The sequence below is a fragment of the Qaidamihabitans albus genome, from assembly GCF_016464705.1.
Classification (GTDB): Bacteria; Actinomycetota; Actinomycetes; order Mycobacteriales; family Pseudonocardiaceae; genus Qaidamihabitans; species Qaidamihabitans albus.
This window is the reverse complement of the sequence record NZ_JAEHOB010000057.1, coordinates 1-546: the sequence shown is the minus strand read 5'-3', so window position 1 is coordinate 546 and position 546 is coordinate 1. Positions and strand designations below refer to the sequence as shown.

Here is a 546-nt window from a genome sequence, read left to right as displayed (position 1 = left end):
GCGGAGCACGGTTCGCCGGGGCCGCCATGTTCGACAGGGCGCGCTTCGCCCGGAACGCCATGTTCAACGGGGCGAGCTTCGCCGGGAAGGCCACATTCAAGTCCGTGAGCTTCGCCGGGGCGGCCAGATTCGGGCCAGGCGTATTCGCCGGGGTGCACTTTGCTGGGGACGCCCTGTTCAGCGGGGCGAGCTTCGCCGGGAAGGCCATGTTCAACGCGGCGACCTTCGACGGGGACGGCGCCTGGTTCGACGGGGCGAGCTTCGCCGGGAAGGCCACATTCGCGTTGGCGGGCTTCGCCGGAGACGCCCTGTTCGCCGGGACGAGCTTCGGCGGGGACGCCAGATTCGACGGGGCGAGCTTCGACGAGGACGCCCTGTTCAACGAGGCAACGTTCGCAAGCACGATTCACTTCGTTGCAGCAACGTTCCTCCGCAAGCCGGTGCTCAGCACCGCGTGGATAAGGGCTGACAATGGCGCATATAAACATGGGCGCCATTCGTGGCCGGCCGGGTGGGAGGTGACTGATGAACCGCCGACGGCTCTTC

At 67.2% G+C, this 546-nt stretch carries 1 protein-coding gene; it reads left to right on the top strand.

Translation table 11 applies throughout. The features are described from left to right. Positions 1–26: 26 nt before the first annotated feature. The coding region (locus JAP66_RS31810; RefSeq protein ID WP_199435577.1) for a pentapeptide repeat-containing protein at positions 27–546 on the top strand (520 nt) is incomplete at its 3' end.